Source organism: Phytohabitans sp. LZ39 (assembly GCF_059359075.1).
Genome location: NZ_JCADBM010000023.1, coordinates 25,384 through 49,543, shown reverse-complemented (window position 1 = coordinate 49,543; position 24,160 = coordinate 25,384). Strand labels below are relative to the sequence as shown.

The window sequence follows — 24,160 nt, the reverse complement described above, 5'->3', positions numbered from 1 at the left end:
GATTTGACGGTTGGCTTTGGCGAGGATCGGGCCAATGTTCGGTACCTCGCACTCCGCCGCCCACCGGGTCATCGACACCCTCGGCCCACTGCTGCCCTGGCGCCGGTCCGCCGCCGGCCGGCCTCGATCGCGCGGGCCAGCATCCGCAACCCCAGCACCGGCTTGGTCGCGAAGCGGACCTCGCCGCCGATGCCAGCCTCCGGCCGGCGGGCCAGGTCATCGCACCAGGCGCGAGGCAGGTACAGCTCCCGGTCCAGCAGCACCCGCCCACGTGGGCTGGCATACGAAAGAAACACCCCGAGCTGGCAGTTCTCGACCCTCCCGGCGGTGCCGGAGTACTGCCGCTGCACCCCGGCGGACTTGACACCCTTCTTCAGGAAAGCCGGTCTCATCGACGATGAGGACCCCGTCCCGGTCGCCCATCTGCTCGGCGACATAGCCGCGGAGGTCGTCGCGGACCGCGTCGGCGTCCCAGCGGGCCGCGTTGAGCAGACGCTGCATCTTGTCCGGAGTCCGGTCACCGGCCGCCTCGGCCAGAGTCCAGCCGTTCTTGTCCGCCAGCGGCGACAGCAGCCCGAGCAGGTAACTACGCGCCTGTCGACGTGGCTCCACCCGACCGAAACGCGGCGCCACCACTGCCATGAGATCATCGAACGCCGACATCCACTCGGGCACCGCATCGACCGACACGATGCGACAGTCTATATAGGACGGTCGCTACCCCCGACCGGGCCACAGGCTGCCCCAAGACGGCTTGCTGACCAGGCAAGACGTCAAAGCGGAAGTGCGGCTGGAGTACTAGTGACGGCACCGGCCTGTAGGGGCGCCGCGCCCAGGCTGGCCGTCCGGCTATGCACATCGAGCTCGTCATCCTGGATCCGTCGTCGCCCATTCGGACCAACCCGAGCCGGGCGGAGCCAATGCCCTACGCCGCATCTCGAACAGACGAGGCACCTACGAGCCGCTCGTGTCCACATGGGACGCTGCGTCCCGCCAGTAGGCTGAAGAGCGGCAGGTCAAGCCCAAAATGCAGAGATGGGTATCGATATCAGTGGCGCACGCCTAAGGATTAAAAGTCCGTAGAGGTGAGGTTTCTCCCGTTTCGGAGCGTGAGGAGCTTCCGTCCAGGTTTCTCGCCGGCAATCCATGCCGCTGGTATTGCGTAGTCCCAGGTCCGGGCGTTGATGGCCGACACGATTGCCCTCGGCCGGGCGCGGGGCGTCGACTTCCTCGTCGCGGTGCACTACGACGGCCGCACACGCATCTTTGAGGCCCTGACCGGCAAACGGATCCCGGACGTATCCGAGCTGGCCTTCCGGTCGTTGGGGGTGACCACCGGACACCTCCTCGGGCAAGACGTCGTCGTGCTTGGCGGCACAGACGGCGTGGCCCGCATCGTCGAGCCAACCACCGGCCGCGTGGTGCGGCAGCTCACCGGGCACACCGCCGAGGTCCACACGGTAGCGATCGGACAAGCGGATGGCCGCGCCCTCGTGGTCACCGGCAGCACCGACGCCACCGTCCGCCTGTTCGATCCCGCAACAGGGACCAGCACCGCCATCGACGTCGTCGACATCGTCAACCAGGTGACCGCGTCCGCAGGTGGTTCCATCTTCATCGCCAGCGGCTGCTCCATAATCAACATCGGTCCCAAATTGTCGGGCTAACACCCACGCCCGACGCAACACCAGCGATACCTGCCCAGCCCTAACGATGACTGCTCGATGCTCATGCCCTGCCCCAGCAGGCCGATGACCGTTGCCACTGGAATGCGGGTACCGGCGACGCACGGCACGCCACCCGTGACCTGCGGGTCGATCGAGATGTCAGCCGCCATGGCGCCATCACCCTCCACCGACCGCGGAGAGGGCCTAACGTCGAGGTCGTGGCCGTGATCGAGGGGTGGCGCACCAAAGACCAGGAGTACTGATCCTGATCCACGAGGACCAGACGGCCGAGCTGTTCGCCGGCAAGAGCCGCGACCGGCTCACCAGCCGCCGGCCCTTGTACGTGATCACGAACAAGCCGGCCCAACTCGGCGTCGAGTGGGAAGACCTGGCGAAGGATTAGCTGCAGGTCACGGCCTTGATCAGCGCATTGGCGCGGACGGTCCTAGGCTGTGGGATACAACGCCAAACGCTGGGATCAAGTGCGTAAAAGTTTGCGCATATGCAAAACTGCTCCGCAGCATGGCTGATGCATCTGCGGATGACCTGTTAGCCGGCAGTGAAGAGGCCCCCCGCCCCCGGTGTCGGATCCATGAGGCGAGGGACTCTCCCGCTCGGGCCCGTCTTCTTAGGCGGGCCCGCAGCCGTACCAGGACGCGAGCGCCCCGAACAGCGTCACGCAACCAGCAAGGATCTTGAGTACCAAGACGCTGGCATCGCCCGCCTTCCTCCACCGGTTGGTGAACGGCGGGTTTTTGCTCGGATCCGAAGATCCGCCAGGCACATCCATAGAACCACCTCTTCATCGGGGGGAGGGCGCTCGCCTCCCCGCGCGGAGGAGGCGGGGTTTGTGGTCACCACCCGACTCCGAGGTAAGTTCGCTCGATGTCCTGCGGGACACCTTAAACCACACATCCCGGCCCACCCTGCACACGAAGAATCGGGCCGTTTCCACGAACCTGTGGACAACACGTGGACAACCACAAGTTCTTGTGGATTACCGGGATGTCGTCGCGGCCTGGTGTGGCATACGTCGCTTTGGTGATGTGCGTTAGTTCACATCTGTCGCGTAAAGCCGTTGCCGGTGAAATACATGCAGGGCCTCCGCTGGAGATAGAAGGTGCCCTCATCAGGTACGCGCACTGGTCGACGATCTCGGCCCTGTAGATCAGGCGGCGCAGAAGTCTACGGTCGGGTAGAGCTTGCGGGAGACGAAGTGGTCGTCGGCGAGCGCGAATCCAGCACGGCCGCAGGGAGTAGGAGGCGCTGCGATGGGCAGGCGAGGACCGCACCCGGCGCCGACCGCGCTGAAGTTGGTGCGCGGTACACGGCCGATCGGGTCAACGACGCCGAGCCTGTGCCAAGCGCGACCGGCGTCGAGCCGCCGGCGTGGCTCGACGACCAGGCGGTGGAGATCTGGGACGAGTACCCGCCCGACCTGATCCACAGGGCGTGCTGACCGCCTGGGATGTCGAGGCGTTCGCGGTCACGTGCGACGAGGCCGCCCGCCGCCGGCGCGCGGCCGCCGCGGTCGCCAAGGAGGGCGAGGTCGTCGAACTAGAGGTGTTCGGCAAGAACGGCGAGCTGACCGGGCACCGCAAGACGCGCAACCCCGTGGCTGGTCGTGCTTAACCACGCCGACGCCCAGCTGCAGCGGTGGGCGGCCCGGTTCGGCATGACGCCCAGCGACCGGGCCCAGCTGGCCGGCGGCGACGGACACCGCCAGCCCGGCGGCGGCCTGCTCACCGGATCGGGATAGGCGCTCGCCGCGTCCGCTTGGCCGTTCGGCGGGTCGGTTTCACAGTGGGCGCGGCGTCCAACACAGGGCGTGCAACAAGGTGCGCGGAAGGTGCGACGCGGGAGGCTCTAGCGCTTCAGCGCGCGGCCGACCACCTTATCGAGGTAACCGGCGAAGCGGTAGAAAAGGAACATCATCGGACCTGTACCGACTAACCCGATCGCGACGCCAAGCGCGAACCCGTTGCCCCTCAGGTAGCCAAAGAGCACGGCGGCCAAGTAGACGATCGCTGCCGCGATTAGATTCGCCGCGACCCCGACGGCTATCTCGCGTGCCACAGGGGCTGCGCGTTCAGTAGTCCATGCTCGCGTCGTCACCCCCACACCGTAAGAAACGCCTGCGAGGCCCCGGGCCGCCGAAGTTGCACTGTGATATCTACCGTGGCCGGGACCGAGGGCCGGCGCGGCCGCCAGTGAGCTGACAGGCTGCCGGTCCTGGATGAACTGCCGGTGTGCCGGCGCACGTAGCCCCGCAATCGCGACCCATTCGGTTCAGAGGGTGGTGGTCGCGCCACCCGCCCGCTTTCCACGAACCACAAACTCGATGTCGAGCCAGCGTGGGTGCGCGCGGAGGGGATGCGGGTCGCGGTGTTGTTCGCGACGCGCACGGCTGCTGCTGCTCCGGCAATGTTCGGATCGGATGATCTCGTCGATGTTCGAACGACCTCACCGAATGCCTCCGTCGGGCCCGACACCGCGGGCGGCCACGAGCATAGACCAAGCCGGTGAAAGGCGGCTCGAGCGACGGGCGCAAGACGGGTTGATCTTTCGGAACCGAGGTTGGCGGGAATGGCACCAGCAATGCGATCCGTTGTGGACCCGCTGTTGCTGCGTCGGCCCCGAGGGTGGCGTCGCGCTGGCAGGCTTGGTGCATGGCCGGGCGTGATGTGGTGTTGTGGTCCGTCGACGACACTGTTCTCGACGATGGTGAACGCCGGCGCCCGGATCGGATCACCGACGTGTTCTATCGCTCGCACCGGCCCGCTCCGGGCTCTCTAGTGCTCGGACTGTCCTGGGCTGCGGCCGACCAAACGGAACCGCCCTCGGTGCGCGTGGTCGGTGTCGCACGTAGCTCGCAACAGATCGCGACCGGCAAGGACCGCAGCCTGATCACGCCGCTGCTGCACATCGATCCGGTGCCATTTGACCACGTCCAGAAGCGGCTACCGGTAGCCATGCAGCGGCGACTTGACTTCGGTAACCGTGCGCCCAACCCACTGGCACCAACCCGCCTCAGCCCTCAGCTTGGCGCCGCCGTCGTGGCGGTCCTTCGGGGACTGTCCCCGGCCACCGCCCGATGGCTCGATGCGTTGGTCGAGTCAGGCACACCTATCGGCGGCGATCGAGGCGCCCGCCTGCGTGAGGAACGCGATGCGGTGTCGCTGGCGATCGACATCGCCGACATGTCCGCACCCGAGGGTCTGCTGCTGCCTTCCACCGCTCCGGTGGACGTCACGGCACCGTTCGGGGCGACGTTCAACCCGCTATTCGTGATCGACAGTGAGGACGACCTTCTAGCCGAAGATCTGCGACGCTTCGACCCGCGCAGCGTGCTGAGGTTGCGCAGCGCGAGTGTGGCCAGGTTCACCAGTGACCGGTTCGCGTTGACCGTGATGAACGTCAACCGCAAGCCGTTGGAGCAGGTCCTCGGCGTCGATCTTGTCTACTGGGACGAATTGGCGCAGATCTTCACCCTGGTGCAGTACAAACGGCTGAGCCGGAGACCAGGTGGACCGGAGACAGCACGGTGGGCCTACACCAACCGCGAGGATCTGCGCCAGCAGTTGGGGCGGATGAACCTCGGGCCGCAGGAACCGGTGAACTCTGCCGACTGGCGGCTGGCCAGCAGCCCGTTCTGGTTCAAATTCGTCAGGGCGGAGGACTTCACCGCTGGCGACCGATTCGTCCTCAAAGGAATGTACGTTCCAGCGGATTACCTGAGCCTCGCGATGGCCGACGGCTCTCTGCGCACCGGTCCTCGTACCGGGTTCGAGATCACCTATGCGAACGTGCGATACCTTCCCCGGGAGCCGTTCGTCGAGCTCGTGCGGCGAGGGTTCGCCGGCACGACACGTTCGGCCACAGAGGCTGTCCTTGAGATCATCAGGGAGCTGTCTACCGCAAACGAGGTCGTCCTGGCCATGAAGACACCGATTGGCGAGCACGAAGCCCGCAACTCGGGGCGTGGCGCTTCGCCATACTCGTTCTGATCGGGAGGTGTAGGTCCTAGCGACGGCAGTTCATACCTCTACCGGGTCGACCCGGCGGAATCGCGGATGAGCCCATGGCGTGGTGACATCCGGCGGCGGAGGCGGAGCCGTCCCGTCGTTGATGATGTGCGCGAACACCTGCTGGTGCGTGCCGACGTGGAGGGTCTCGGCGTGACAGCCTCGGCACGGCCCCCGTCGATCGCAGCCGGCGCTGGTCACGAGGTTGCGGACGTGGTGGTAGGCGTCGTTGGGGTGATCGGCTTTGACGGCGTACCACTGGCCGGAGCGATCGGCGTCCGGTACGTTGGCGGCCACCGACGGCCGCATCGGTAGGTAAAGGTCGCTGCCGGTGTGGCGCACGACGAAGGTCCGGTCCAGATAGTCACAGTCGTCCGGATCTGGGTGGTGCTCAGCGAACCAGGCGGCGGCTTCGGTAATGGATCCCGGCCCCCACAGCAGGTCCGTTGGGAAGTGGGCTACTTCGAACCGGGCGTCGTATTCGTGTAGACCGGGGTCGGCGACGCGGTGGTCGGGGCGGAAGACGGCGCGCAGAATGACGCACCGCCACGTTTGGTCGTCGGGGTCCACCGCGTGCGGCAGATCCTTCGCAAGCGCTGTATTCATATCGGTGCCCGCATCGTTCCACGCCATCACGATGACCTCGCGCCGGATGGGGGCCGGGTAAAGCCGCCCTCCTGGGGTGGGCATACCCCACAGGTGGTTGATGATCTCGGCGAGGTCGCTGAGCGTGCCGGCCGCCTCGACGGGGCCGCCGAGGTGGTAGCCGTTCGGGTGTGCGACGAAGTTGCGCAGGTTGGACAGGGCCTGCTCGATGCCGCGGTTGCGCTGGCCGCGCAGCAGCCCGACATGGCGAGCCCACTCACGTAGGCCGGCAAGCGTGCCGTTGAACCGCATCATGAGGCCGTCGGTGACGCGCAGCTGCCAGTTCCGATGCCTTGAACTGAACTCGGATACCTGCTCGTACCGCTGAGCGGTGACCCGGTGGTCGACGCCGTCGGGGTCGACGAAGGTGACCGTACCGTCGTGGTAGTCGATAAACCGGTCGCGTAGCGCCTGCTCGATCACCAGCAGGGCGTGGTCGCCGACCAGGGTGAAGATCTCGTAGCACAGCACGCCGTAGGCGAATACCGTTCGAAGGTCCTGGAAGCTCTTGCGGGTTCCCTCGGCAACCGCGGGAGCGAGCTCGAACTGCGCGACCACCTGCTGCTGAAACTGTGCGGCGTCATCCGGACGCATCTGCACGCCGACGCCCAGACCCATGGGTGTGAAGTGAAGGGTGCGTTGATCGACCTGGCGCAGCTCGTCGAGCGACTTGATGTCCATCCTGATGCCTTCCGGGAAGTGGCGAACCGGTCAGGATATGCCGGCGGAGCGGATCAGGGGGTTGTGGTCGGCTCGTGTCGCAACATCGGCATGCGGATGTGGTGCGACCCGCCCTGGCTCTAGCAGGCCACCACGATGCCTAGGCGATCGCGCAATGGCCGCTCATCCGAGCTGGACGGACGGTGCGTGGGCCCTCGGTTGCTGGCTAGAGGCGTCTGTCACGTGCTGGGCGCCGCGAGGTCCAAAAATCGGACGAAGTCGCCGCCGATCTCGCCGCAGCGGCTCACGTCATCAGGTATGGGCAGCACCAGGTCACCATCAAGTCGAACCCCTGCGGCTGCTATCTGACCCAGCACCTCGTTCCGGAACTTACCTAACTGGCGGTCGGTAAGCCGACCAAGCCCGTGCGACAAGGCGTTGCGCACCTCGACGAACCCGAGAAATGCTTGCCAATGCTGGTAGCTGCTCAGGTCGACTCCACCGTGCTGCCTCCACATCTTGACGCGGTCGGCCCACCTCATGACTTGGTCGTGGGACACGGCTGGTCGCAGGTTCAGCAGACGGGCGACGGTAAAGGACTCCACCACTGCGACAAGGTCCGTCAGCGCGTTGCCGTGCCGGACGACGTCTGCGTCTCGGAGGTGACGACCGTGGCGGTTGTGGACCGATCCCATGGGCGATCGCAGTGTGCGCCAGTCGGCGAGGCGGATGGCGAGCTGACCGAGTGCTGCCTCGCCCAGGCTCGTCATGCCGGCAGTGCTAGGCACCGGTGGGCGCCCAGTCATAAACCCACTGGTGTAGTGGGTTGTCCTGGGTGACCGCCTTGCGGATGTTGCCAGGCGGATTTGTCAGAGCGAGGCCGGCGACCAGCGATGGACGAGCTATGGCTCCCATCCGGTCATACAGGCCGAGCAGTTGGTCAGCGGCGAACTGCCCGTGGCGGGCCAAGGTGAGTGCGGCATATGCGCGCTGTGTCGGGGCCTCATGCTGAGCGTTGAGCGATTCGCGGACCCACCGAAGTCGCCGCTCGGCGCCGCCACCTGTACCGAACTCTGGCCGGCAGGCGATTGCCTTTTGTAGCCACCACGCCTGCCAGCCGTTGAGATAGGCCCTGGACGCCAGCAGCCTATCGAAGGCCGTGACTACCGGGTCGGGATCTGTGCGTCCCGTCAGGTACCGGCAGACGGCTGGTGTCATTTGGCGGGCGAAGCGCAGCATTTGCATGAGGCACCGCAACACTTCCGGGCTTGTACTTGGCTCGGTTTCCAAGGTCGTTAAGGCCGAGGACATCAGGTCCAGCAGCGCCCGGTGCTCCTTCGCGCGTCTGGGTGCGATCTGGCTGCGACCGGCGACTTTGGCCCAACGTTCCACGATCCGTGCCGCCGCCTCTCGGTCGACATCGCTGGGGTTGGGTGGCGTCAAAGCGGCGACGTCGCCGTACGGGTCGTGCTCGACGAGCGTTAGGTCGTACTGGGCTTCGGCCGCGATCTGGTTGCGGAGGTCGTCGGCCTCGTCAAGGGACTTCCGGTATGTCGAGCGTCTCCAGGTGATCGTCTTCAGGTCGTTCATCGTTAAGCCGAGGCGCCGCGTCTCCTCGACGAAGATCTCGATCGCGCGGACCGTGTCGGACCAGGACCGGCAGGTGAATCGGAAGTCGTCGTTGTACCGTCCAACCTGGATGCCTCGACGTACCAACACACGCTCTAGGCGGGCCAGAATGACCTCGGCAAGCATGTCGCTCGCCGTCGATTGCTGCGGCAGGCCATACGTCCGGCCCTGCGTAGCGGAAAGTAGCTCGCCGAGCAGGCTGACGGCGGCGTGGTCGCCGACCTGCACGAGCAACTCGTCCATGAGGAGGGTGTGGTCAAGGTACTGATAGCAGGACGCGATATCTGTGGCGACGATGTATGCGCCCTCGTGATCCAGTGGTGCTCGTTTGAAAGCCGTCCACTGCGCCCGCCCGCGATCAACTGGCGGCAGCGCCTGTCCCAGGCGTAACGCCAGCGCACCGTACAACACCCGGGTCGGTACGTCCCAAACAGCTACCGGCCGCACACCGTGGTTGATCTTGCTCGCGGCGACCGTTTCCTCGGGTGAAGACGCGAACCGGCTGCTGCCAACCACCTTCTGAACCCATTCGGCCGCCCTTACGCGCCGCGTGGACAAGGCTTGCATCGCCAGGTTGGGCGGCAGCATCCGAGGAGGCTTGTCGATCTCTCGATCCAGGGCCCCAGTGAGGTCGAGGTCCGACAGGAGGGCAGGGTCGACATTCACCGCTCCGGTCTACCAGCAACACGCTGCTCTACACCTACAGACACGGCGTCCGGATTGACCCAACACCGGACGACAGGTTGGTGTGCACCGTCGCGTGATGCTGATCGTGTTATCCGATCTTGCTCGCGCGGGCGTGTGAACTGCAGAAACGCGACGTTCGCTTCGAACGAGTGAACAAGGGCGAACGCAATCGCGGCAGCCGGTCCCTCCCTCGTCCAGAAGGCCGAGGGAGGTACCGGCTTGAGCTTGTCTCTATGTCGCCGCAGTGAGCGGATGGCGCTCACCCGTGAGCGTCTCCAAGGCGGACGCAATCTCGTGCGGGCTGGCCCGGACGTAGGTGGATGTTGAGGTACTTGCTGCGTTGTCGGTGTGGCCGGCGTAGGCGCGGGCGACCGCGTGACCGTAGGTGCGTTCCACCCAAGTGAGGGTGGTGTGTCGCAGCCAGTGGATGCTGATCTGCTGGGTGCGGACCCACGGCAGGTGCTGTCCGATCCTTTCCCAGAGGTGGTCGTAGCGGCGGTAGGTCAGCGGCCGTCCGCGGCGGTAGCGCAGCAACGCCCCGTTCCGGTCGCCGTCGCCCCGCTCGGCATGGTGCGCGACCAGGTGCCGCATCAGGGTTGGTGAGACGGGCTGCCAACGCGAGGTGCCGCCTTTTTCCCGCAGAAAGATCAGACACTGGTCCCGATCGAGGTCCCGTGGCCGGAGGGCGAGCGCGCCGGCGCGGCGGCACGCGGTCTCGGTGTGCAGGCGGATCAGCAACGTGTCCAGCGCTGGGTCGTTGCCCGTGGTCGCCGCGACCTGGTTGATCTGCGCCAGCCGGCTGTCCGCGATCGCGTGCCGAGTACTGGGCAGCCGGCGCGGCTTGTCCACCTTCAACGCGGGGTTGTCGGCCGCGTCCAGGTAGCCATCCGCGACCGCCCGCCGATACAGGCAGCGCAGCGCGGCCACCAAATTCTCGGCCGCCGACCGGCCACCCCGCGAGTTGCTGCGCACCACGACGTTGGCCTGTACCCGGGTCCGCAGCCCCTCGATCTCCGACGGGCGAGGCTCATCGATCCGCCGCCCGCCCCACTCATTGACGACCCGCTTCCAGTACGAGCCGTAGGCCCGCAGCGTTCCGGGCGTCACCGCCGCCGCGACCACCGGCACGTACTCGGCAAACGTCGGAGCCGGCGGCCGAGACACCCGTACATCCAGCAGATCGGTCGGGGAGATACCCATCCGCTCCAGCAGAAGCCGAGCGGCTTCCAGCTCCGGCTGCGCAGCAACGGATTGGCTCACGGCGCTCACCGCCAATCGCTGCCGAGAGCGCGGGAGCCAGCATGTGCTCCAGCACCGGAAGCGGATGGGCGGCCAGAACGCCCGTAGCGCGGTGGGCGACCAACAGCACACGGTCCCCGGCCGTCAGCCGGCACCACCGTCGCGCCGCCAACGGCAAGATCAGATATCCGCGATCGTCGACCGCGCCGATGCCGTCCGAGGCCAGGCACGCCACGATCAGGCCCGCCCGTTCACGGATGTCCAGCCGGGCTCCGGGCTCCCACCCGAGCGCCCGGACGATGCTGCGGTCGGCGACCCGCCCGCTCTTGTCCACCGCGCTCAACGCATAGACGGCTTCGTTCACGGGCACCGGGTCGGGGGCAACAGCAGGCAGGGGCAGCGGGCTCCGGCGCCGCCCGGCTGGGCCTGCAACGAGGCCGCCACCACGAGGGGACGATGGGATCACCGCCGGCACAGGCATGTTGGTCATCGCAACCACCGCCGTGCCCGACCAGCCACTGCTGGATCGAGGGACAACTGCAGGACGAGGTGTTCAAGTAGCTTTGAACACCAACACCGGAAACTGCGCACCCATGCGGAAAATCGGTGTCCGAGGGGGACTTGAACACCGGTTCCCCGAGCGAGGTGCAGCACGGGCGTGTCAGTCGTTCGTCTGCGGCGAGCGGACGGTTATTTGCGGTGCTACGCCAGGGTGCCGCATGTCGACGCGCGGCGCGCCATCCCTTCGACACATACCTGGCTGTCCGCTCACTTACGATCTTCCAGATCGAGTCGGTACCGGTCGGCGGCCGCTCGTGCTCGCACCGTATCGCGGAACGCTTCACGCATCTCGTCGTCTAGTTCGTCGTCGTCCGGGTCCTCCGGGTCGGCGCCCGTGACGGTGTACTCGCGGTAGAGAACCCAACAGCCGCGAATACCGGACAGCAGATCCTCAAGCATGTCGCGGGCGGGTCGAAGCGGGTCCAGAGTGGTCAGCCGAATTGTCATGTTCTCGGCGGCCGCCTCGGGATCACCTGGCCGGTACCGCTCGGCTTTCTCTTCGGCGTCTGCGATCTTCTGGCGTAGATTGTCGATGTCGGGGGCATTGCCCTCGGCAACCGCCATGGCTTCACGGATCAAGCTGGTCACGACGTCTGTCGGCGACAGACCGATCTCCATCAGCTCGAGCACAGCGGCGGGTGTCGCCTGCGGCAGTGCCTCGATCTCGTCGGCCTCCACCAGGACGTGGGTAGGAGTACCGGTGGAGGCCTCCGCCGCCACGTCGGCGGCCGCCCGCAGCCAGTGCGCCGCCGCCACGCACGCCGAGGTCGGATCGAGTTCAAGAAACAGTTCGTCGCCGCCGAGCGGGTCGTTCGCCAGAATCCGGTCGGCGGCCGCGACCTGGACCGGCGACGCAGCTTGCCGCGTCAGTTGCACGGCCTGCGCCGAGCGCCCAGACAGGTCCCCCAACTCGGCGCCCTCCACCGCCGCGATCTCCAACTCCACATCTGCGATCACCGCCGCGGTCAGATCGGCATCCGCGGCCGCGTGTAGACAACGGCCAACACGGTGGGCGCGCTCCTCCACCGGGTCGTACGACACCATCAACATGCCGTCGCTGTCAGGCAGGCTCGGCTTCCTGATATCGGCGGCCACGGAAGCGAACGTGTTGCGGGTCTGCTCCCGCCGCCAGCCCTCGGAGTTGAGCTCCAGGCTGTCGGCGGCGCTCGCCGGGTGCGTATAGCAGCGCCACAGTGCCCTCGGACAGGCCCGACAACTCAGCCGCCAGCGCCAGCCGCCGTCTCGCCCCGATTTTCGCCGCCAGCGGCGCCACCCGAACCGCGACCGCGCCGTGGCGGTCTCCCAGGTCGCCAACAGCTCGCTGCGGCCCGCGTCGACCGAATATCGCGTCATCGTCGCCCCCAACCACTGCCCCGAGTCCGCCGCAGCGTACCCGTGACGACGCGATCACACACAGCCCTGCCATGTGCGATCGCGTCAGCCGATCGAGCTACACGCGCTCACCGATGCCCAGTCGGGCCTGGGTCTGCTGCGCCCGCTCTGCCGCGGCGCTCGCTCCGTAGTGGCGGGGCATGTCCTCCGACGTCCAGCCGAGCAGCAGCATGAGGTCGCCGGTGTCGCCGCCGGCGAGTTTCCATTCGTGGGCGAAGGTGTGCCGCCACCGGTGCGCGTGTACGGTCCCGGCCACGCCGGCAGCGGCGCCGAGCCGCTTGAGCCGGATCTTGATGCCGTTCGGCTCCAGCCGCCGGCCGCCGCGGTCGGCTAGCCAAAGGTGCGGGAGGTGGGCGCCGGTGTGCTTGGTGCGGGCGCGTAGGTAGCGGCTGAGCGCGCGGGCGGTCTTGGGTCCGAACCGGACCCGCCGGTCTTTGGCGCCCTTGCCGCGGTAGTGCACCGACTCGGTGGCCAGATCCACGTCGTCGACGTGGAGGTTGCCGACCTCGGACAGGCGAGCGCCGGTGTTGGCCAGCACCCGGATGATCGCCTCGTCGCGCAGCCCGGCGAAGCCCTTGCCTTTGAGCGAGTCAAGCAGGCTGCGGGTGTCCTCGTCCCGTATCACCGGGATGAGCTTGCGGGGTGTCTTCGGCTGGGGTACCCGCTCCATCGGCGACCGGGTGATCTCCTGCTCGCCGAGCAGGAACTTGAAGAACTGCTGCAAGCACTTGTGCTTGTTCAGCGCGGTGGACGCCGACCGGGTGTCGATCATCCATGCCTGGAACGACTCCACGTGCGCGCGGGTCACCGCGCACGGGTCGTCGGCGGCCTCCTCCGCGTCCGGGTCGGGAGAGTGCTCGGCCAGGTAGCGGCCCAGTTGGGCGGCGGCGATCAGGTAGTTGTAGCGGGTGGTCTCCGGATGGTTGGCGGCGCGCAGGGTCCGGTCCCAGTCGCGCAGGAACCCGGCCCAGACTCCGGACAGATCGACGGTGAGCTTGGTGATGTCGAGCTTCGACATGGCGGCAACCTCGGCGAGTCAAGTGGTCCAACAGCGGCGTGCTAGACCGGGCATTCATGCCGAGCTATGAAAAGAGGGCCCTCGCAAGTCGCTGACCTGCGAGAACCCTTCCGCTGTCGGGACGGCCGGATTTGAACCGACGACCCCTTGACCCCCAGTCAAGTGCGCTACCAAACTGCGCCACGTCCCGTTGCCGACGGACCAAAACCCCGCCCGCGGCAGCCGGTACAGCGTAGCGCAACCACCTCCCCCACGCGCACACGCCCCACGGCGCCGGCCCGAGGAGCCGGAAACCTAGCCGTGGGCCTTGCCACGGCCGCCGGGACCGGTGCGCTTGCGGGGGCGTACCGACACCTCGACCGGGCTGCCCGCGAAGCCGAACTCTTCGCGGAGCTTGCGTTCGACGAACCTCTGGTAGCCGGCGTCCAGCGGGCCTGTGGTGAAGAGCACGAACCGGGGTGGGCGGGTGCCCGCCTGCGTGGCGAACAGCACGCGCGGTGCCCGCCCGCCGCGGACCGGGTGTGGCGTGGCCTGCACCAGCGCGGTCAGCCACTGGTTGAGCTGGCCGGTCGGCACGCGGGTCTCCCAGCTCTCCAGTGCCGTGCGCAGCGCGGGCGCCAGCTTGTCGACGGCGCGGCCGGTCTTGGCGGAGAGGTTCATCCGCAGCGCCCATGGGATGCGGCGAAGCTCGCGGTCGATCTCCTTCTCCAGCTGGTAGCGGCGGTCTTCGTCGACGAGGTCCCACTTGTTGAACGCGATGACCAGCGCCCGCCCCGACTCCACGACCATGCCGAGGATGCGCTGGTCCTGCTCGCTGATCGGCTCGCTGGCGTCGAGCAGGACGACGGCGACCTCGGCGGCCTCGATGGCGCCGGCGGTGCGCAGGCTCGCGTAGTACTCGGTGCCGCTGGCCCGCCCGGCCCGTTTGCGCAGGCCGGCGGTGTCGACGAGCTGCCAGGTCTCGCCGCCGATCTGCACCAGGCTGTCGACCGGGTCGACGGTGGTGCCGGCTACCGCGTCGACGACCGCGCGTTCCTCCTTGGCCAGGCGGTTGAGCAGGCTGGACTTGCCGACGTTGGGGCGGCCGACCAGGGCGACGCGGCGAGGGCCGCGCTCGGCGGGTTCGATGATCGGGGGTGGCTCGGGCAGCGCTTCGAGGATGGCGTCGAGCAGGTCGCCGGAGCCGCGGCCGTGCAGGGCGGAGACCGGGTAGGGCTGGCCGAGGCCGAGCGACCACAGGCCGGCCGTCTCCAGCTCGATGGCCTGGTTGTCGGCCTTGTTGGCGACCAGGAGCACCGGCTTGGCGCTGCGGCGCAGCATCTTGACGGCGGCCTCGTCGACGTCGGTGGCGCCGATCATGCCGTCGACGACGAAGAGGACCACGTCGGCGGTGGCGACGGCGGCCTCGGCCTGGGCGGCGATGGCCGCGGCGCGGTCTTTGGCGTCCGGCTCCCAGCCGCCGGTGTCGACGACGGTGAACTGTCGGCCGGACCACTGCGCGTCGTACGGCACGCGGTCGCGGGTCACGCCCGGCGTGTCCTCGACGACCGCCTGGCGGCGGCCGATGATGCGGTTGACCAGCGTGGATTTGCCGACATTTGGTCTGCCGACGACAGCGACGACGGGCACCGGACCGGTGACCGCCTCCTCCTGCGGAACAGCTTCCAGGCTCACGCGGACACCCGCCCATCCAGCATGGCGCGCAGCCGCGCCACGACCTCGTCGATACCCAGCTCGGTCGTGTCGAGCACCACCGCGTCCGCGGCCTGCTGGAGCGGGTCGGCGGCGCGGGTGGAGTCGAGGCGGTCGCGGCGGTCGAGGTCGGCGGCGGTGGCGGAGAGGTCGGCCGCGTTTTCCGCGCTGCGGCGGCGGGCCCGGGCGTCGGCGGACGCCGTCAGGTACACCTTGAGGTCCGCGTCGGGCGCGACCACCATGCCGATGTCGCGGCCCTCGACCACGATGCGGCCGGCGGCCGCGATGATCTTGCGTTGCTGGGCGACGAGCAGCTGGCGCACCCAGGGCACGGCCGCCACCGCGGACACCGCGGCGGTCACCTCGGGACCGCGGATGGGGCGGTCGACCGGGGTGCCGTCGACCCGGGTGTGCGGGGCGTCGGGGTCGGTGCCGATCTCCAGGTCGATCTCACCGGCGACCTTGGCGACCGCCTCGGCGTCTCGCGGGTCGATGCCGGAGACCAGCGCGGCCCAGGTCACGGCCCGGTACATAGCGCCGGTATCGAGGTATTGGGCGCCCAGCGCCGCGGCGAGCCGGCGGGAGACGGTGGACTTACCAGAACCGGACGGGCCGTCCACGGCCACCACACACCGCCCGGACCCCACCATCTGTGACACCACGCCTCCTCGCGCAGGACAACTCAAAACCACTCTCAATCATGCCCGGTCGCCCGGACGCGCATGCCGGCGCCACCGTCTGTGCCCTCTGTGACGTTTGGGTACCCTCGCGCGTATGCCGCGCGGCGTGGCGCTCGTGATGGCCGCGGCCGTGCTCTGGGGCACCATCGGGACAGCGCAGGCGATCAGCGGATACGACGGCTCGTCCCTGCCCCTCGGCTCCGCGCGGCTGGTGGTGGCGAGCCTGGTCCTGGCCGGCATCGCGGCCTCCCGGAGGGTGTCCTGGCGCCAGGCGTTCGCCAGCCGCCGCACGGCGGCGCTGGTCCTGCTCGGCTGGCTGTTGCCGCACGAACCCGTCACCGTTACCGGCCTCGTCGGCGCGGCGCTCGTCATCGCCGGTCTCGCGATCACGGCGATCGGCCGCTCCCCCGTTCCCCGATCAAGTCCGTAGGATCATTCAGGTGCGACCTCTAGCGACTGGTGTCGTCGTCGGCCTCGACGTCGGCGGCACGGCCACGAACGCCACGGTGGTGGACGAGACCGGCCGGTTCCTCGTAGACCAGCTCGTGGAGACGCCGAGCTGCGTTCTCGACGGCCCGGCCGCGGCGCTCGACGCCCTCGCCCGCTCGGTCGACGTGGTGCTGGAGCTCACCGGCACCGACCGGAGCGCGGTGCGCGCGGTCGGCCTCGACACGCCCGGCCCGTCCAGCGCCGACGGCGTGCTCTCCGCGAAGGGCGCGACAAACTTCGCGCTCCCGGCGTGGTACGGCTTCGACATCCGCACCGCGCTGGAAAAGCGGCTCGAGCTGCCGGTCGTCTACAACAACGACGGCAACGCGGCCGCGCTCTACGCGCACGTGGTCCACTTCGGCGCCGACGCGCCACGCCGCTCGTCGGTCTCGGCGATCGTCGGCACCGGGCTGGGCGGCGGTGTCATCGAGTCCGGCCAGGTCGTCAAGGGTGCCACCGGGATGGCCGGCGAGCTCGGCCACGTGCACATCCCGATGCAAGGGCTGCTCGCCGAGGGCCAGACGCTGCCCTCCTGCAACTGCGGCTTCGACGGCGACGTGGAGAGCGTCGCGTCGCTGACCGGCATCGTGAAAAACCTCCTGCCGTACTGGCTGACCCGCTACCCCGACCACGAGCTCGCCGCCGTGCCGATCAAGCAGGCGGCCAAGCTTGTGCGCGGCCTCGGCGAGCGGGGTGACGAGCTGGCCCGCGCGATCTTCGAGCAGCAGGCGATGGCGCTGGGCCGCCTCTTCACGATCGCGGCCAACTTCACCGACCCGCACGCGTACTTCGTCGGCGGCGGTGTCGTCGAGGCCGCCCCCGACTTCCGAGACTGGTTCCTCGACCGGGTGCGGGCGCACACCAAGCTGCGCGAGGAGCAGGCCAAGGCGACCACCTTCGCGCTGGTACCCCATCTCGACATGGCCGGGGCGCGCGGTGCCGCACTGGCGGCGCTCGGCCCGGTGGCGGTCTGACCGCATGGCGACCGTCGAAGAGTTGGCCGCCCGCGCGGTGCTGCTCGCCGCGGAAAACGCGGCCGCCGGGCAGTTGCCGTTCGGGGCGCTGGTGGTCCGCGACGGCGAGGTGCTCGCCACCGGCGTCAACACGGCCCTGCACGACCATGACCCGGCCGCGCACGCCGAGGTGACCGCGGTCCGCGCCGCCTGCGCCGTGGTCGGCGAAGTGCACGTTACCGGCGCGATCGTCGTATCCAGCTGCGAGCCGTGCGCGCTCTGCCACGCGGTCGCCGCCACCGCCGGCGTCGAGCGGATCTACTACGCTGCCCCGAAGGAGTACGTGCCCGACCTCGGCTACCCCGCGCCGGCCGTGCACGGCGACCTGCTGGTGAGCATGCAGCGGCTGTTTCGCGAGGCCGCGCCCGACCAGGTCGTGTACGTGCCGACCGAGGGAGCCGACGTGCCCTTCCGCCGCTACCTGGAGGCCCGCGCATGACCAAGCTTGGCCTCTTCATCCCCAACTTCGGGCCGAACGCGACACCCGACATCCTGCGCGGGTGGGTGCGGTTCGCCGAGTCGCACGGCTTCGACCTGGCGATGACCTCCGACCACGTCGCGCCCACGCCGGACGTCACCGACCTGTACCCGACGCCGTTCTACGACCCGTTCGCCACGCTGGCCTGGCTGGGCGGGCTCACCGAGCGCATCGAGCTGGGCACGACCGTCACGATCATCCCGTACCGCCACCCGCTGCTGGTCGCCCGCATGGCCAACAACATCGACCAGTTCACCGGCGGGCGGTTCATCCTCGGCACCGGCGTGGGCTGGTCCGAGGCCGAGTTCGCCGCGGTCGGCGTGCCGTTCCGCGAACGCGGGAAGATGACCGACGAATACCTGAAGGCCATCACGGACGCCTGGACCAACGACGTGGTCTCGCTCGACGGCGCCTATGTCTCCTACCGCGACGTCGCGACCGGCCCACGCGCCGCGCGGGCCCCACACCCGCCACTGTGGATCGGCGGCTGGGGCCCGGCCGCGGTCCGGCGCACGGTCCAGTTCGGCGACGCCTGGCACCCCAACCAGCTCGACCTGGAACGGGTACAGGCCACCCTGCCCGCGTTGCGCGACGAGGCCGAGCGGCAGGGGCGGCCGGTGCCCGCGTTCTGCCCGCGCATGCGCACCCAGCTGACCGACGGTCACCTGCTGGAGACCGGGCGCCCGTTCGGCCGCGGCAGCCTCGACCAGATCCGCCGCGACCTGGCCACGCTGATCGAGCTCGGCGCCGCCTACGTGGTGCTCGACGCCCTCGCCGACAACCCGGCCGACCGCCTGTCACCCGAACGTGACTGGGAGACACTGGCCGCGGTGATCGCCAGCTAAAACCCGCGCTCCGGGTGAACCGGACCCGTGCCGACCGCGTATTGCCTCTGACCGAGGTATCGGGCCGGCGTGGTGGGCTACGACGCCGGCCCGACCTCGGGATTCCGAGGGGAGGCGCCATGGCCCTGATGGAAGCGGTCGACGTCCTGGAGCGGCGGCAGCCCGCGTGGATCGCCCTCGCCGACACCGCGCGGAGCCTCTGGCGCACCCACGCCACACTCCCCCTGACGAAGCCGCTCACCGGTCATCCCCACACGGACGCGGCGGTCGCCACGGTCCTGGCCGCGTTTCCGGCGGCCCTGACCCGGATCACCGCGCGGCCCGGCACCGCGCACAGCCGCGCCGCCCACGCCACGCGCGCTCCCGCACGGCGGGTCGCGACCCCCACCGAGGCCGTCGCGTGCGGAATCCCCGCACTTCAACGCCTGGCCATGCGCGCCCACCTGTACGCGGACGAACTGGAACCCATCCGCGCCGTCGCCTGGCGCGCGATCGGCCCGCTCGTCGCCCAGCTACGCGAGTTCGGGCAGCAGTGCGACACACTGTCGTTCCACCTCCGGCCGGCCCGCTACCAGATGGAGGAGGCGCTGACCGGCCTGGACACGATCGGCATCGGCCGCGACGCGCTGTCCCACCTCACCCGCTCGGCCAGCGGCCGCTACGCCCCGATCTACGCGGACGAGGCGGCGGTGGAGGCGTTTCTCGCCAAGCACCCCGAGCGCCGGGACGCCTTCGCCACCCACGTGGCCCGCGCCACCGACGCCTACGCCCACGCCGACGCCGCCCGCGACAAGCTCACCGAAGACCTGGCGCTGATCCTGGCCACGGTGAGCGAGCTCTAAAGCTTTCGGTGTCGGGCGGTCTCGCCCTTGGTGAGACATATTTGCCCACGCTCGCGTCAGCTGTCGACCGTTTGCTCCCGCGGGCACCGCTCCCGGCCGGCGGCTCGCAGCGCTCGCCGAAACCCCCGGCCGTCCGCTGCCGGGTCCGCGGTGCAAGCCCGTTCGAGCCGCTTCACCGCTCGTTTCGGGTTGCGGCTACTCGGCGCCTCCGGCGGGTCGTGATCGTTGGCCTGGAGCGTTGGCTCAACTTCGTGGTCGTGCGCCGCGGGCCTGGCAGCGGAGGTCGGGGATCTCGGCGAGCCCTGGCGAGCCGCCGACCTGCGCGGTCTCCGGCGGGAGCGACGGTCCGCAGCTGACGCGGGCCCGGGAATCCGGAAGATCGAATCTTCAGGTGCGGTTTTCTTCGACGGCGCGGAAGAGGGACGCGACCTCGGGGTTGGAGAGGCGGCGGGTGCGGCCGACCTTGAGGTCGCCGAGCCTGATCGGGCCGATGGCGGTGCGGATGAGGCGGGAGACCGGGTGGCCGACCTCCTCCATCAGGCGGCGCACGATGTGGTTGCGGCCCTCGTGCAGCGTGATCTCCACCTGGGCGGTGCGGCCCAGCGTGTCGACGAGCTTGAACGCGTCGGCCTTCACCGGCCCGTCCTCCAGCTCCACGCCGGCCAGCAGCCGCCGCCCCACCGCGCGGGGCAGCGGGCCGGCCACCTCGGCCAGGTAGGTCTTCGGCACGCCGAACGACGGGTGCATCAGGCGGTGGGCGAGCGTGCCGTCGTTGGTGAGCAGCAGCAGCCCCTCGCTGTCCGCGTCGAGCCGCCCGACGTGGTAGACGCGCTGCTCGACGGTGCCCAGGTAGTCGGAGATCGCCTCGCGGCCGCGTTCGTCGGCCATGGTGGAGACGACGCCGCGCGGCTTGTTCATGGCCATGTAGACCAGGCGCGTATCGGCGACCACCCGCTGGCCGTCGACGTAGATCTCCGCCGTCGCCGGGTCCACCTTGTCGCCGAGGCGGGCCACCCGCCCGTCCACCACGACGCGGCCGCGCGCGATCAGGTCTTCGCTGGCCCGCCGCGAGCCGACGCCGGCGGACGCGAGAACCTTCTGGAGGCGTTCCTCACTGGGTGGCATCGGCTATCTCTTCCACGTCGTCGGGGAGGAACGGGGCGAGCGGTGGCAGGTCGTTGACCGAGTTCATGCCGAGCTTTTCCAGGAACAGCGTGGTCGTCCGGTACAGGAACGCGCCCGACTCCGGCTCCGTGCCACACTCTTCCACCAAACCGCGGGACACGAGGGTACGGATGACGCCGTCGCAGTTGACGCCGCGGATCGCCGAGATGCGGGAGCGGGTGACCGGCTGCTTGTAGGCCACCACCGCGAGCGTCTCCAGGGCCGCCTGGGTCAGCCGCACCGACTGCCCGTCGAGCACGAAGCGCTCCACGTAGGGGGCGTACTCGGGCCGGGTGTAGAGGCGCCACCCGCCGGCGACCTTGCGCAGGTCGAAGCCGTGCCCCGCCGCGGTGTACCCCTCCGCGACGGTGACGAGGGTGGCGGCGATGCGCTCGGTGGGCTGTTCGAGGATCTGGGCGAGGACGATCTCGGTGACCGGCTCGTCAACGACCAGGAGGATCGCTTCGAGGGCGCCCTTGAGCTCGGCGTCGTCGATGAGCGCGAGGGCGGACTGCTCCTCGGGGGCGGGCTCGATCGCGGGGTCCGCTTGCGGTTCGGGGGGTGCGGCCCCGAGGGTGGTGGGCTCGATGTCCGTGGCCAGCTCGGCATGGGAGGCCGGGTCGGCGTCCGCGGCGGGCTCGGCGTCCGCGGTGGGCTCGGCTTGGGGAGCGGGCTCGATGTCGGCGAGCGGCTCGAGCGCCGTGGCGGGCTCGGTTTCCGCGGGCGGCTCGGCGTCCGCGGCTGGCTCAGCCGACGGGGCTGGCTGGGCGTCCACGATCGACTCGGCCGCCGTGTCCGGCTCGGCGTCCATGATGGGCTCGGCGTCCGTGACGGGCTCGGCGTCCGCGGCAGGCTCGGCGTCCGTGACGGGCTCGGCGTCCGTGACGGGCTCGGCGTCCGCGGCAGGCTCGGCGACCGTGACGGGCTCGGGGTCCGCGGCAGGCTCGGCGACCGTGACGGGCTCGGGGTCCGCGGCAGGCTCGGCGTCCGTGGCCGCCTCGGTTTGTGCGGCCGGCTGGGTGTCTGCGGCCGCCTCGGTTTGTGCGGCCGGCTGGGTGTCTGCGGCTGGCTCGACGGCCTCGGCTTCCACATCGGCCGGTAGCGGGGGCTCGTCCGCCCGGCTAGATCTGGAGTCGTCAGCCCCGGAACCCTCAACCTCCACATGAGACTCAGGGTCGGCCGACTCTTCGGGCTCTGGGCGCTCCCAGGGCGGCACCCACGCGGCGGCCTGGTCGGCGAGGGTCTCGCGCCGCTCGTCACCCGTCACTGCGGCTCCTTCACATCGTCACCAGCACCCGGCGAAGCCGCGTCCGCTTCCGCCTCCGCGGAAGCGACAGCCGGCGCCGCAGCATCCGCAGAAGCGACAGCCGGCGCCGCAGCATCCGCGTCCGCGGAAGCGACAAGCGGCGCCGCGGCGTCCGCGTCAGCCGAAGCGACAGCCGGCGCCGCGGCATCCCCGTCCGCATCCGCGGAAGCGACAACCGGCGCCGCGGCATCCCCGTCAGCGGAAGCGACGACCGAAGCCGAGCCCTCCGCATCCGCGGAAGGGTCGGCCGGAGTCGCCGCCGGAGCGGGCTCGGGCGAGCCGGCGTACTCGTCGATATCCAGGTCGCCGCCCGCGTCGTCGCCGCCGGTCCAGCGGACGGTCAGCTCCCCCAGCGCCTGGACCTGGGCAAAGCCGACAAGGCCCTCGCGGTACAGCTCCAGCAGCGCTAGGAAGCGCGCGACCACCTCCAGCGTCGACTGGCAGTCGGCGCACAACACCCGAAATGTCGCGGTCCCGGCCAGCCGCAGGCGGTCTCGGAGCAGGGCGGCGTGCTCGCGGACGCTCACGCGTACGTCGTGGACGTGGGCGATCGACACCACCGGCACGGGCTTGGGTGTCATGGCCTTGATGGCGAGGCGGAGCAGGCGGTCCGGGCCGATGCCGAGCACGAGGTCGGGCAGCGCGTCGGCGTAGCGGGGTTCGAGCGCGACCGCCCGCGGGTAGCGGCGGGCGCCGGCCGTCTCCATGGCGGCGATGTGCGCGGCCGCCTCTTTGAACGCCTTGTACTGGAGCAGCCGCGCGAAAAGCAGGTCACGCGCCTCCAGCAGCGCGAGGTCTTCTTCGTCCTCGACCTGGGCGGCGGGCAGCAGGCGGGCGGCCTTGAGGTCGAGCAGCGTGGCCGCGATGATGAGGAACTCGCTGGCCTCGTCGAGGTCCCAGTCGTCGCCCATCGCCCGGATATACGCGATGAACTCGTCGGTGACCTTGTGCAGCGCCACCTCGGTGACGTCCAGCTTGTGCTTGCCGATCAGCTGGAGGAGCAGGTCGAAGGGGCCAGTGAAGTTGGCGAGCCGCACCGTGAACTTCCCGCTGGGGGCATCCACGAGAGGTTCGTCCACCACCTGACCGTATTCCACGGTCGACGTCATCGCCTCGGCAGGCTACCTCTCCGCCTGTGCGGCGATGACCTCGCGCGCCAGCTGCCGGTAGTTGCGGGCGCCGGACGAGGCCGGGTCGAGGGTCGTGATCGGCGCGCCGGCCACCGTCGACTCGGGAAACTTGACCGTCTTGGTGATGACGGTCTGGTAGACCTTGTCGCCGAACGCCTCGACCACGCGCTGGAGCACCTGGCGGCAGTGGGTGGTGCGGCTGTCGTACATGGTGGCGAGGATGCCTTCGAGCTCCAGGTCGAAATTGAGCCGCTCGCGCACCTTGTCGATGGTGTCGAGCAGCAGCGCCACGCCGCGCAGGCTGAAGAACTCGCACTCCAGCGGGATCAGCACGCCGTGCGAGACGGTCAGCGCGTTGATGGCGAGCAGGCCGAGCGAGGGCTGGCAGTCGATCAGGATGTAGTCGTACTCCTTGCGCACCGACCGGAGCACCCGGGCCAGCGCCATCTCCCGCGCGACCTCGTTGACGAGCTGGATCTCGGCGGCGGAGAGGTCGATATTGGCCGGGAGCAGGTGGAGGCCGGCCACGTCGGTCTTGATGAGCACGTCTTCGGCGGTCACGTCGTCCTGCATCAGCAGGTTGTAGACGGTCAGGTCGAGGTTGTGCGGGTTGACGCCGAGGCCGACGGAGAGCGCGCCCTGCGGGTCGAAGTCGACGAGCAGCACCTTGCGTCCGTACTCGGCCAGGGCGGCGCCAAGGTTGATGGTGGTCGTGGTCTTGCCGACGCCACCCTTCTGGTTGGCCATCGCGATGATGCGCGCGGGGCCGTGGCGGTCGGCGGGCATCGGCTCGGGGATGGGCCGGCGCATCGTGTACGCCGCGGGATCCGCTGGGCCGAGCTCGGCACCCAGGTCCATCGCGTGCTGCTCCGCGCGCAGCGTCGAGGTCCACGACTCGACCTGCTCACCGTTACCAGCCATGGCCTTGTGCGCCCCCTCCCGACGACTGCTCGGCGCCGGAGCCGACCGAACCCCCGCTGCGCCGCCACACGAGCCCG

Annotated in this window: 24 protein-coding genes, 1 tRNA gene and 2 pseudogenes; 11 read left to right on the top strand and 16 right to left on the bottom strand. The window is 69.3% G+C overall.

Annotated elements, in window-relative coordinates:
* Positions 1-10 precede the first annotated feature (10 nt).
* Positions 11-117: pseudogene (locus AC5L36_RS34735) on the top strand (IS5/IS1182 family transposase); the annotation flags it as partial.
* A 2-nt stretch (positions 118-119) separates the two neighbouring features.
* Here AC5L36_RS34735 and AC5L36_RS34730 read toward each other — a convergent pair.
* A pseudogene (locus tag AC5L36_RS34730) lies at positions 120-663 on the bottom strand (IS701 family transposase); the annotation flags it as partial.
* Between the two features lie 521 nt (positions 664-1,184).
* Here AC5L36_RS34730 and AC5L36_RS34725 point away from each other — a divergent pair.
* The gene (locus AC5L36_RS34725) at positions 1,185-1,667 is read left to right on the top strand and encodes a WD40 repeat domain-containing protein (protein WP_441222866.1); all 483 of its coding nucleotides are present in this window, start codon (positions 1,185-1,187) and stop codon (positions 1,665-1,667) included.
* Here the strand turns inward: AC5L36_RS34725 and AC5L36_RS34720 are convergent.
* Positions 1,664-1,837, bottom strand: coding sequence for a DUF433 domain-containing protein (locus AC5L36_RS34720; protein ID WP_441222865.1), 174 nt, complete (start codon positions 1,835-1,837; stop codon positions 1,664-1,666). The genes AC5L36_RS34725 and AC5L36_RS34720 overlap by 4 nt on opposite strands.
* A 65-nt stretch (positions 1,838-1,902) precedes the next feature.
* Between AC5L36_RS34720 and AC5L36_RS34715 the strand changes: the two genes are divergently transcribed.
* The 3 genes from AC5L36_RS34715 to AC5L36_RS34705 all read left to right on the top strand — a co-directional run bounded on the left by AC5L36_RS34715 (position 1,903) and on the right by AC5L36_RS34705 (position 3,426).
* A complete protein-coding gene (locus AC5L36_RS34715; RefSeq protein WP_441222864.1) occupies positions 1,903-2,070 on the top strand; it encodes a hypothetical protein in 168 nt (55 codons plus the stop codon).
* A gap of 1,049 nt (positions 2,071-3,119) precedes the next feature.
* Positions 3,120-3,299 carry a P27 family phage terminase small subunit gene (locus AC5L36_RS34710; RefSeq protein ID WP_441222863.1) on the top strand — a complete coding sequence of 60 codons (180 nt, stop codon included), beginning with the start codon at positions 3,120-3,122 and terminating at the stop codon, positions 3,297-3,299.
* The gene (locus tag AC5L36_RS34705) at positions 3,292-3,426 is read left to right on the top strand and encodes a P27 family phage terminase small subunit (protein ID WP_441222862.1); all 135 of its coding nucleotides are present in this window, start codon (positions 3,292-3,294) and stop codon (positions 3,424-3,426) included. Before AC5L36_RS34710 ends, AC5L36_RS34705 begins: the two co-directional genes overlap by 8 nt.
* A gap of 107 nt (positions 3,427-3,533) precedes the next feature.
* Here the strand turns inward: AC5L36_RS34705 and AC5L36_RS34700 are convergent, their stop codons facing one another.
* Positions 3,534-3,743, bottom strand: a complete 210-nt coding sequence (locus tag AC5L36_RS34700; protein ID WP_441222861.1) for a hypothetical protein — start codon at positions 3,741-3,743, stop codon at positions 3,534-3,536.
* A 593-nt stretch (positions 3,744-4,336) separates the two neighbouring features.
* On the opposite strand from AC5L36_RS34700, the gene AC5L36_RS34695 reads away from it, so the two are divergent.
* Positions 4,337-5,674, top strand: coding sequence for a hypothetical protein (locus tag AC5L36_RS34695; protein ID WP_441222860.1), 1,338 nt, complete (start codon positions 4,337-4,339; stop codon positions 5,672-5,674).
* 30 nt (positions 5,675-5,704) lie between these two features.
* Here AC5L36_RS34695 and AC5L36_RS34690 read toward each other — a convergent pair whose 3' ends face one another.
* The 9 genes from AC5L36_RS34690 to cmk all read right to left on the bottom strand — a co-directional run bounded on the left by AC5L36_RS34690 (position 5,705) and on the right by cmk (position 15,874).
* Entirely contained in the window at positions 5,705-7,018 is a 1,314-nt protein-coding gene (locus AC5L36_RS34690; protein WP_441222859.1) for a hypothetical protein, read from the bottom strand.
* A gap of 218 nt (positions 7,019-7,236) precedes the next feature.
* Positions 7,237-7,767 (bottom strand): hypothetical protein, encoded by a 531-nt coding sequence (locus AC5L36_RS34685; protein ID WP_441222858.1) that lies wholly within the window; start codon positions 7,765-7,767, stop codon positions 7,237-7,239.
* Between the two features lie 10 nt (positions 7,768-7,777).
* Positions 7,778-9,292 (bottom strand): RNA-directed DNA polymerase, encoded by a 1,515-nt coding sequence (locus tag AC5L36_RS34680; RefSeq protein ID WP_441222857.1) that lies wholly within the window; start codon positions 9,290-9,292, stop codon positions 7,778-7,780.
* 252 nt (positions 9,293-9,544) lie between these two features.
* Positions 9,545-10,582 carry a tyrosine-type recombinase/integrase gene (locus AC5L36_RS34675; RefSeq protein WP_441222856.1) on the bottom strand — a complete coding sequence of 346 codons (1,038 nt, stop codon included), beginning with the start codon at positions 10,580-10,582 and terminating at the stop codon, positions 9,545-9,547.
* A gap of 738 nt (positions 10,583-11,320) precedes the next feature.
* Entirely contained in the window at positions 11,321-12,466 is a 1,146-nt protein-coding gene (locus tag AC5L36_RS34670) for a hypothetical protein (protein WP_441222855.1), read from the bottom strand.
* Positions 12,467-12,563: 97 nt separating this feature from the next.
* The gene (locus AC5L36_RS34665; RefSeq protein ID WP_441222854.1) at positions 12,564-13,523 is read right to left on the bottom strand and encodes a tyrosine-type recombinase/integrase; all 960 of its coding nucleotides are present in this window, start codon (positions 13,521-13,523) and stop codon (positions 12,564-12,566) included.
* 116 nt (positions 13,524-13,639) lie between these two features.
* Positions 13,640-13,713: transfer RNA gene (locus AC5L36_RS34660), tRNA-Pro, on the bottom strand.
* A 104-nt stretch (positions 13,714-13,817) separates the two neighbouring features.
* Positions 13,818-15,197 (bottom strand): ribosome biogenesis GTPase Der, encoded by a 1,380-nt coding sequence (gene der, locus AC5L36_RS34655; protein ID WP_441222853.1) that lies wholly within the window; start codon positions 15,195-15,197, stop codon positions 13,818-13,820.
* Positions 15,194-15,874, bottom strand: coding sequence for a (d)CMP kinase (gene cmk, locus AC5L36_RS34650; protein ID WP_441222852.1), 681 nt, complete (start codon positions 15,872-15,874; stop codon positions 15,194-15,196). Before cmk ends, der begins: the two co-directional genes overlap by 4 nt.
* Positions 15,875-15,989: 115 nt before the next feature.
* On the opposite strand from cmk, the gene AC5L36_RS34645 reads away from it, so the two are divergent.
* The 5 genes from AC5L36_RS34645 (at position 15,990) to AC5L36_RS34625 (ending at position 19,562) form a co-directional block, all read left to right on the top strand.
* Positions 15,990-16,325: a hypothetical protein gene (locus AC5L36_RS34645; RefSeq protein WP_441222851.1), complete on the top strand. Its 336-nt coding sequence runs from the start codon at positions 15,990-15,992 to the stop codon at positions 16,323-16,325.
* A gap of 10 nt (positions 16,326-16,335) precedes the next feature.
* Positions 16,336-17,358: an ROK family protein gene (locus AC5L36_RS34640; RefSeq protein WP_441222850.1), complete on the top strand. Its 1,023-nt coding sequence runs from the start codon at positions 16,336-16,338 to the stop codon at positions 17,356-17,358.
* Positions 17,359-17,362: 4 nt separating this feature from the next.
* Positions 17,363-17,836 carry a nucleoside deaminase gene (locus AC5L36_RS34635; RefSeq protein ID WP_441222849.1) on the top strand — a complete coding sequence of 158 codons (474 nt, stop codon included), beginning with the start codon at positions 17,363-17,365 and terminating at the stop codon, positions 17,834-17,836.
* Positions 17,833-18,720, top strand: coding sequence for a TIGR03619 family F420-dependent LLM class oxidoreductase (locus tag AC5L36_RS34630; RefSeq protein ID WP_441222848.1), 888 nt, complete (start codon positions 17,833-17,835; stop codon positions 18,718-18,720). Before AC5L36_RS34635 ends, AC5L36_RS34630 begins: the two co-directional genes overlap by 4 nt.
* A 119-nt stretch (positions 18,721-18,839) precedes the next feature.
* On the top strand, positions 18,840-19,562 hold the full coding sequence (locus AC5L36_RS34625; protein WP_441222847.1) for a hypothetical protein: 723 nt from the start codon (positions 18,840-18,842) through the stop codon (positions 19,560-19,562).
* A gap of 387 nt (positions 19,563-19,949) precedes the next feature.
* Here the strand turns inward: AC5L36_RS34625 and AC5L36_RS34620 are convergent, their stop codons facing one another.
* From AC5L36_RS34620 to AC5L36_RS34605, 4 genes are all read right to left on the bottom strand, one after another.
* On the bottom strand, positions 19,950-20,687 hold the full coding sequence (locus AC5L36_RS34620) for a pseudouridine synthase (protein WP_441222846.1): 738 nt from the start codon (positions 20,685-20,687) through the stop codon (positions 19,950-19,952).
* A complete protein-coding gene (gene scpB, locus AC5L36_RS34615) occupies positions 20,674-21,537 on the bottom strand; it encodes an SMC-Scp complex subunit ScpB (protein ID WP_441222988.1) in 864 nt (287 codons plus the stop codon). Before scpB ends, AC5L36_RS34620 begins: the two co-directional genes overlap by 14 nt.
* A 452-nt stretch (positions 21,538-21,989) precedes the next feature.
* Positions 21,990-23,141 carry a segregation and condensation protein A gene (locus tag AC5L36_RS34610; protein ID WP_441222845.1) on the bottom strand — a complete coding sequence of 384 codons (1,152 nt, stop codon included), beginning with the start codon at positions 23,139-23,141 and terminating at the stop codon, positions 21,990-21,992.
* A 12-nt stretch (positions 23,142-23,153) separates the two neighbouring features.
* Positions 23,154-24,083: a ParA family protein gene (locus AC5L36_RS34605; protein ID WP_441222844.1), complete on the bottom strand. Its 930-nt coding sequence runs from the start codon at positions 24,081-24,083 to the stop codon at positions 23,154-23,156.
* Between the last annotated feature and the right edge of the window lie 77 nt (positions 24,084-24,160).